General features: G+C 64.6%; 7 protein-coding genes. 1 reads left to right on the top strand and 6 read right to left on the bottom strand.

Annotation, left to right across the window (positions count from 1 at the left end; translation table 11 throughout):
• Positions 1–45 precede the first annotated feature (45 nt).
• Positions 46–435 carry a hypothetical protein gene (locus ACFC3J_RS06020; protein WP_375195295.1) on the top strand — a complete coding sequence of 130 codons (390 nt, stop codon included), beginning with the start codon at positions 46–48 and terminating at the stop codon, positions 433–435.
• Here the strand turns inward: ACFC3J_RS06020 and ACFC3J_RS06015 are convergent.
• From ACFC3J_RS06015 to fliF, 6 genes are all read right to left on the bottom strand, one after another.
• Positions 432–1,082, bottom strand: a complete 651-nt coding sequence (locus tag ACFC3J_RS06015; protein WP_375195294.1) for a flagellar hook assembly protein FlgD — start codon at positions 1,080–1,082, stop codon at positions 432–434. The two genes, ACFC3J_RS06020 and ACFC3J_RS06015, sit on opposite strands and share 4 nt — an antisense overlap.
• Before the next feature lie 11 nt (positions 1,083–1,093).
• A complete protein-coding gene (locus ACFC3J_RS06010) occupies positions 1,094–2,476 on the bottom strand; it encodes a flagellar hook-length control protein FliK (RefSeq protein WP_375195293.1) in 1,383 nt (460 codons plus the stop codon).
• A 71-nt stretch (positions 2,477–2,547) separates the two neighbouring features.
• Entirely contained in the window at positions 2,548–4,641 is a 2,094-nt protein-coding gene (gene flhA, locus ACFC3J_RS06005) for a flagellar biosynthesis protein FlhA (RefSeq protein ID WP_375195292.1), read from the bottom strand.
• Positions 4,642–4,697: 56 nt separating this feature from the next.
• The gene (locus ACFC3J_RS06000; protein WP_375195291.1) at positions 4,698–5,141 is read right to left on the bottom strand and encodes a helix-turn-helix domain-containing protein; all 444 of its coding nucleotides are present in this window, start codon (positions 5,139–5,141) and stop codon (positions 4,698–4,700) included.
• The gene (gene fliN, locus ACFC3J_RS05995; RefSeq protein ID WP_375195298.1) at positions 5,141–5,431 is read right to left on the bottom strand and encodes a flagellar motor switch protein FliN; all 291 of its coding nucleotides are present in this window, start codon (positions 5,429–5,431) and stop codon (positions 5,141–5,143) included. Before fliN ends, ACFC3J_RS06000 begins: the two co-directional genes overlap by 1 nt.
• Positions 5,432–5,510: 79 nt before the next feature.
• Positions 5,511–7,070, bottom strand: coding sequence for a flagellar basal-body MS-ring/collar protein FliF (gene fliF / locus ACFC3J_RS05990; protein WP_375195297.1), 1,560 nt, complete (start codon positions 7,068–7,070; stop codon positions 5,511–5,513).
• Positions 7,071–7,130: the final 60 nt, after the last annotated feature.

Below are 7,130 nucleotides of genomic sequence, written 5' to 3'. Positions count from 1 at the left end.
CCCTAAGGGAAACCCCTTAGTTGGAAGGGTGAATCACATCCTGCAATGAAGGTCGCGAGTTCGGGGGACGGTCTCAATTCGGATAATCGGCAGGTTCAAAAAAGGGGGATCTGCCATCATGATCGAGAGCGTATTGAAAAGATGTTCAGTGATACGAAACCTGCCCTTGATGCAGTATCGACGCCGGGCAGGGAATTTGAGTTCACGCTGAAGTTGCGCGTTGAATGTCCGACATCCCTGTGGCGCGCGGCAGCGATGCACTGCGCGGAAGAGGCCGCCCATTCTCCAGATGAAATCACCGATCTGATCGGCCCGGTCGAAGACCCGTCGATCGAAGATTGCCTGATCGCGCTGGCGCTGCCCGGCCGATTGCCGGGCTGCACCATGCTGAACGTGTTGCTGGCCCCCGATGGCGCAGAAGCGCAACGGCCCTAGCTGCCAGCCGACACCGCGACCAGGCCGTAAAGCGGCATCCGAATACCGTTGACGCCCAGCATGATGTCGTTGCCAGAAGCCACCACATCCGTCACTTTCGCGACCGAGTTGATCGTCGCGTCCAGCTTGTCGCCGCCCGCCGTGGTCGCAGTGACCGCCAGCGTATAGGCGCCCTCCGGCGCCTTGCTGCCATCGCTCAGGGTGCCATCCCACTCGTAGCGGCCCTGACTGGCCGGATCGAGCGTCAGGGTGTTCATCACCTTGCCGGAGGAGTCCGAAATGGTGGCGGTGATTGATGCGGGCGTGCCGTCTACATGCCAGGTCCAGGTCGCGGGATCGTTGCCCAGCCCCGCAATGGCGGAATCGAACCGCGCCTCCTTGCCGATGAAGCTCGATGCCTGCGACATTTGCTGGGCGCTCAACTGGGCTATGACCTCCTGAAGCGACGCGTTCTGCTGGATTGACTGTTCCACCTGCGAATATTGTACCAGCTGCTGGGTATATTCCGACGTGTCCATAGGATCGAGCGGGTCCTGATTTTGCATCTGCGTCGTCAGCAGCTTCAGGAACATCGTATAGTCGGTGGAAAGGCCCGCAAGCTGCGAGGTGGAAGCGGCAGAGCCATAGTTCGAGTTGATCGTGGTCATTGCGCAGGTCCTTATGCCATGAGATCTACCTGACCGCTGGCGCGCAGCGGCCGGTAATGCGGATCGATAAAATCGCCGGCGCCGTCATCAGCCGGATGCGGGCGGCCGCCCTGATCTTGCTGACCGCCGGAATGGCCCCGCTGCCAGCCCTGGCCCGCGCCCTGCCCCTGATCGCCCGAGCGCGTATCAAAACGCAGCGACTGCGCGTCGGAACGGATGCCCGCATCGGCCAGCGCGCGGTTGAGGTCGCCGCTTTCGCGCCGCAGCATGTCGAGCGCGGCAGGACTGTCGGCCGACATGACGGCGCGCAAGGTGCCATCGCGGTCGAACGATAGCCGCACATTGATCCGGCCCATGTCGCGCGGATCGAGCCGGATCAGCAGGTCATCGCGCTCGCCCTTGGCGGCCCTGGCGATCTCTACGCCGATGTCCGCGCCAATGCGGCCGGGCTGCGCCTGAACCACCGGCACCGTCGCAGGAGTCTGGGCCATGGCCGGATAGGGGCTGGCGGGGGGGCGGCTGGTGACAGGCGCAAGCGTTTGCGTCAGCAATGGCGAGGACAGGCTGGTTTCAGCCCTGTCGGCCGTCTGAGGCGTAGTTTGAACCGCGTCTGCCTCCGAACTGCGCGGCATGGCGGTTTGGGTCCGGCTGCCAGTCTGAGGCGCCGTTGGGGGTGCGGTCGGCGCCTTGGCCGGCGTCGCCCGTGCGGCAAGGCGCAGCTCTGGTTCCGCAGACTCGCTTTCGCCGGGTAGGATACCGTCACTGATCGACGCAAGCTGCTCCACCGGCACGGCGGCGGCTTGCATCGGCAGTGGCACAATGGGCTGCGCGGCTGCATCGGTCTTCGGCGCCTCCGGCTTCGAAATGCGGTCCTCCTTGGGCGCTTTCGGTTTCTCGATCGGCTTTTGCAATTGCGCCGGAACCTCAGGCAAGGCGGCGGCTTCCGGTTCGAGCTGAGGAATGGATGTTGCGGCCTCGACGTTCTCCTCCGGCATTTCGGCAATCGTCGGCCTGTCGGTCGAGGGCAGAACAAGCGTGGGCGGCTCAACCATCGGACGTTCCGCGGGGAGCAGGTCGATCGGCACGGCCCCGGCTTCGCCTGTTTCGGCCGGGGACACGGCCATGACCTCCTCCACCGCATCGGGAGCGTCGGGCGCGATGGGGGCAAGAACCGACGGGGCGCTCGCCATATGGGGCGGCTGCGGCAGCGTCTGGGCAACAGGCGGGGGCGAAATGATGGACGTTTCGGCGGTCGTCGCGGTCGTCGCGGCCGTCGCCTCGATCAGCGCGCCGAAAACGGCGGCGGCCGGGAGCGCGCTATCCGCGTCCGCAAAAGGCATGGCGGGCGTAGCGGCAGCGCCGGGAACGGACAATATCATGGATGCTGCTGGCATGGTCTCTCGATCTTGTGGCGGAAGCCCGCCGTCATTTTCATTATAGAGGATTGATCGGCCGTTCGGTCGCGTCAGCCTATGGTCCCAAGACTGCGCAAGCGGGCGCGGGCGTGAACCTCATTCTGCGACAGCACGACGGTCGCCGGGCGCACCCGCTCGATGATCGACCGCACGAAGGGCCGCAGCGGCGGACTGGTCAGCAGGCAGGGTATCTCCCCCTGCGCGGCGAAGCGATCATAGGTGTCGCGAACGGCGGCGATGAAGCTCTGAAGGACGGACGGCGCCATGGCCAAATGCCGATCTTCTCCCTGCCCGACGATGCTTTCGGCGAAGGCTTCGTCCCACTGCCCGCCCAGCGTCACTACGGGAATGGTGCCATCAAACGTCTGCTGCGCGGAAATCTGGCGCGACAGGCGAGCGCGAACATGTTCCGTCACCTGCGTCAGACCGGCAGTCATGGCGGAGGCTTCGGCAATGCCTTCAAGGATGGTGGGGATGTCGCGGATCGACACGCCCTCGGCCAACAGGTTCTGGAGCACGCGCTGCACGCCGGAAATGGAGATCTTCGCCGGGATCAGATCCGCAATCAGCTTTTCGGCGTCCTTGTGAACCTCGTTCAACAGCTTCTGCGTCTCGGCATAGGAGAGCAAATCAGCGATGTTGTCCTTGACGATCTCGGTCAGGTGGGTGGTGACGACCGTGCCGCAATCGACCACGGTAAGGCCGCGGAAGCCCGCTTCCTCGCGCATGTCGCGGTCGATCCAGAGGGCGGGAAGCTGAAACACCGGCTCCTTGGTCGGTTCACCCCGGATGCTGAGGTCCTGCCCGGCCGCGTTGATGACCAGCAGCTTGCCGATGCGCAGCTCGCCGCGTGCAATCTCGGTTTCCTTGACATAGACGACATATTCATTGGCCCCCAGCGCCATATTGTCGAGAATGCGGACCGAGGGAAGGACGAAGCCGAAATCGATCGCCATCTGTCGCCGCAGCGCACGGACCTGATCGTCGAGGCGCGGTTCGGCGCTGGCATCGTTGATCATCGGCAGCAAGCCATAGCCCAGCTCGATCCGCAGCGCGTCGATTGCAAGGGTGCGGGAAATCGGTTCCTCGACCTGTGCGACCTGCTGCTGCGCGGCGGCTTCCTCCATGCGGGCCATGATGGCGGCGGCTTCGGCCTTCTTCGTCATGCTCCACGCCAGCCAGCCGCAAATTCCGCCGAACAGGGCAAAGGGCGCGAAGGGCAGGCCCGGCATCAGCGCCAGCCCCAGCATGAGCGCAGCCACGACGCCGAACGCCTTGGGATAGCGGCCCAGCTGCTCGCCCAGCGTCGCGCCGGTCTTGCCTGCGATGCCGCCCTTCGAAACGAGCAGGCCGGCGGCGGTGGAGACGATCAGCGCCGGAATCTGGCTGACGAGGCCATCGCCCACCGTCAGGATGGTGTAAGTGGTGAAAGCTTCGCCAAAGGGCACGCCATGGATGGCGACGCCGATGATCAGGCCGACGACGATGTTGATCGCCGTGATCAGCAGCGCCGCGACGGCATCGCCCTTCACGAATTTGGACGCACCGTCCATCGCGCCGTAGAAGCCGCTTTCCGCTTCGATCTCCGCGCGGCGCTCCCTGGCCTGCGCTTCGGTAATGGTGCCTGCGTTCAGATCCGCGTCGATCGCCATCTGCTTGCCCGGCATGGCGTCCAGACTGAAACGCGCGCCGACCTCGGCGATGCGTCCGGCGCCCTTGGTGATGACGACGAAGTTGATGACGATCAGGATCGCGAAGATGGTGAGACCAATCACCGTCTCCCCGCCCATGAGGAACTCGCCGAACGCCGCGATCACCCCGCCGGCGGCATGATGTCCCTCATGCCCATGGCCCAGAATCAAGCGCGTGGAGGCAAGGTTAAGGCCAAGGCGCAGCATGGTGACGATCAGCAGGATCGTCGGGAAGCTCGACAGCTGGAGCGGCTTGTCGATAAACAACGCGGTCATGAGGATCAGGACCGAAGCGGTGATCGACAGCGCAAGCCCCAGATCCAGCATCCAGCCGGGCATAGGCAGGATCAGCATCGCGATGATGCCGGTCACACCCAGCGCCAGCGCCAGATCGCGGCTGGGACCAAGGCGGGCGAGCAATTCGTCGAACCGGGCGGGGAGTTGAACTTTCATGGGATGGTTCCGGTGAGTGGAATAGGTCCCCTCCCCAAACGGGAGGGGAAACATCGTCAATGCCGCAACAACCCCGGCGGCGGCGCGAAATCTTCGGTCATGAAGCTCCGTAACTTGTTCCGGATCGTCCGCACCGAAATGCCCAGCATGGCCGCCGCGGTCGTGCGGTTCCCCCGGCAACGATCCAGCGTCTGAAGGATCAGCGCGCGCTCCACTTCGTCGACGCTCCGCCCCACCAGTTCCTCTACCGCAGCGGTCATCGCCTGGCAGGCTACCCGCTCGCCGCGCAGACGGGAGATGACGTCGGGCATGTTCACCGCCACATCCACGACGACCAGATCGCCCACCGTCCGCCGCCAGCGCTCCAGCGCTTCGCAATCGGCCGTGCCGACGGCGATGCTGGCGGCTGAGCCGCGCACCATTTCGACGGCAAGGCCCATGGTCTTGTTGAGATCGCCCAGCAGCAGCAGGCGGGTCGGGTCATGATCGGATACGGACATCAGCGCTCCTGTCGCACGATTTCGGTGAGGGTGATGCCCAGCGCGCTGTCGATCAGCACGACTTCGCCACGGGCAATCAGACGGTTGTTGACGAAGATGTCGACCGGCTCGCCCACCCGCCGATCGAGTTCGACCACCATGCCGGGCTTGAGGCGCAGCAATTCGCCAATATCCATTCGCGCACGGCCCAATATCGCCTGGACCTTGACCGGCACATCGAACACAGCCTGCAAATCATCAGGAACCGGCGGGGTGGTTTGACGGGGCGACCAGTTGGGGTCGGCATTCATCTCGACATCGTCGGTTCCGTCGGTCAAATGAGCCGGCGTCAGTTGCCGGGGTTCCATATCTTCAATCATTGCATCCCTTTCAGGCATTCATCCATTGGCGGATCACGGACGCGGATTCCGCCGGTCCGGCGGCGATGGCATCACCGATGCGCTTGAGCGCCGAGAGCTTGATCCGTCCGTCAATCTGGGCGAGCGCGATTTCCTCATCGAGCAATGGCACATCCTGTCGCATCTCCTCGAGCTGGCGCATCGCCTCCTCGTCACCATCCGCCGCGCGCTGGGCGAGCGCCGTCATTTCGTCATTTTCCGGCGTCAGCAGATGCTCGACCGGCTGGACTTCCGGCGCGGCGGGCGCGAGCTTGGGCCGCAGCATCCGGATCGCCAGCAGGATCACGCCGCCGATCAGGATATATTTGGCGAAGCCCAGCAGACCATCGGCTGTGAGACCGAAGGGCAGCCCGCCCTCCGCGCCGTCCAGATCGCCCGGCGCAGCGAAGCTCATATTTTCCACCACAACGCTGTCGCCCCGCTCGGCGTCGAAACCGACCGCATTTTCGACGAGGCGCTGGAGCCGCTGAATTTCCTGTTGCGGCAAGCCCTTGGGACCGCCATCGACCATTACCGCCACCGTCAGGCGCGACACCTTGCCGGGCGAGCGAACGCTGACCTTCTGGGTGCGGCTGTTCTGATAGGTGATGTCCTCGGAGGTTTCGTTGCGGGCGGAGCGGCGGCTGTCGCCCCCGGTGCCGTTGATCGCGGCCTGATTGTCGGGCAGTTGCGCGCCGACCGTCACACCCTGGGCGCCCGCTCCATTTTCGTCATTCTGATCATTGGATTCGACCGTAACCTGATGCGCGACGACCTGCGTGTCGGGATCGAACGTCTCGGCCTCCTCGCGCACCTGGTCGCGCTCCAGTACGGCAGCGACTTCGGCGCGGACCTTGCCGGTGCCGACGATCGGCGCCAGCATCGCCTCGATCTCGCCGCGCAGCTTGTTCTCAACAGATGCCTGCCGTTCGTCGATTTCGGCGCTTCCCGCGCCGCCGCTTTCCCCGGCCCGCGCCAGCAGCGCGCCCGACTGATCGACGATCGATACGCTTTCGGGCGACAGTTCGGGCACGGCGGCAGCAACCAGATAGCGGATCGCCTGCACCGATTCCCCCGGCAACCGGCCGCTGGTCTTGACCGTCACCGCCGCCGTCGCCTTGCGCCGCTCCGTTTCGAACATGGCGCGTTCGGGCATGACGAGATGGACCCGCGCCTTGCTCACCCGCTCCAGACTTTCGATCGAACGAGCCAGTTCGCCCTCGACAGCGCGCGTTTCATTGAGCTTGGCCCGCGAGGCCGACATGCCGAAGGGCTGTTCGGCGTCCAGCACCTCATAGCCGATCTTGCCGCCCAGTTGCTCGCCGGCCATCGCCATGCGCAGTTCCGGCAGCTTGTCGACCGGGGCCATGACAGACGTTCCGTCAGCCGAAATCTGGAAGGGAACGCCCTGCCCCTTCAGCTTCTCACTGATCGCCTGCGCGGCGCTGGGGTCAAGGTCGGTGTAGAGAAAGCCCATCTCGCTCGATGGGCTTCGCAGGGCCAGAGCGGCGATGCCCAGAAGCAGGGCGGCGCCCACGCCCCCCATCAGCATCGCGCGACGAGGGCCGATCTGCTCGATAAAATTCCGCAAAGCGTTCAAGGCTGCCTCTTT

This window comes from Sphingobium sp., from assembly GCF_041987595.1.
Classification (GTDB): Bacteria; Pseudomonadota; Alphaproteobacteria; order Sphingomonadales; family Sphingomonadaceae; genus Sphingobium.
The sequence above is the reverse complement of the archived record's forward strand: the minus strand, read 5'-3'. Positions and strand labels throughout refer to the sequence as shown.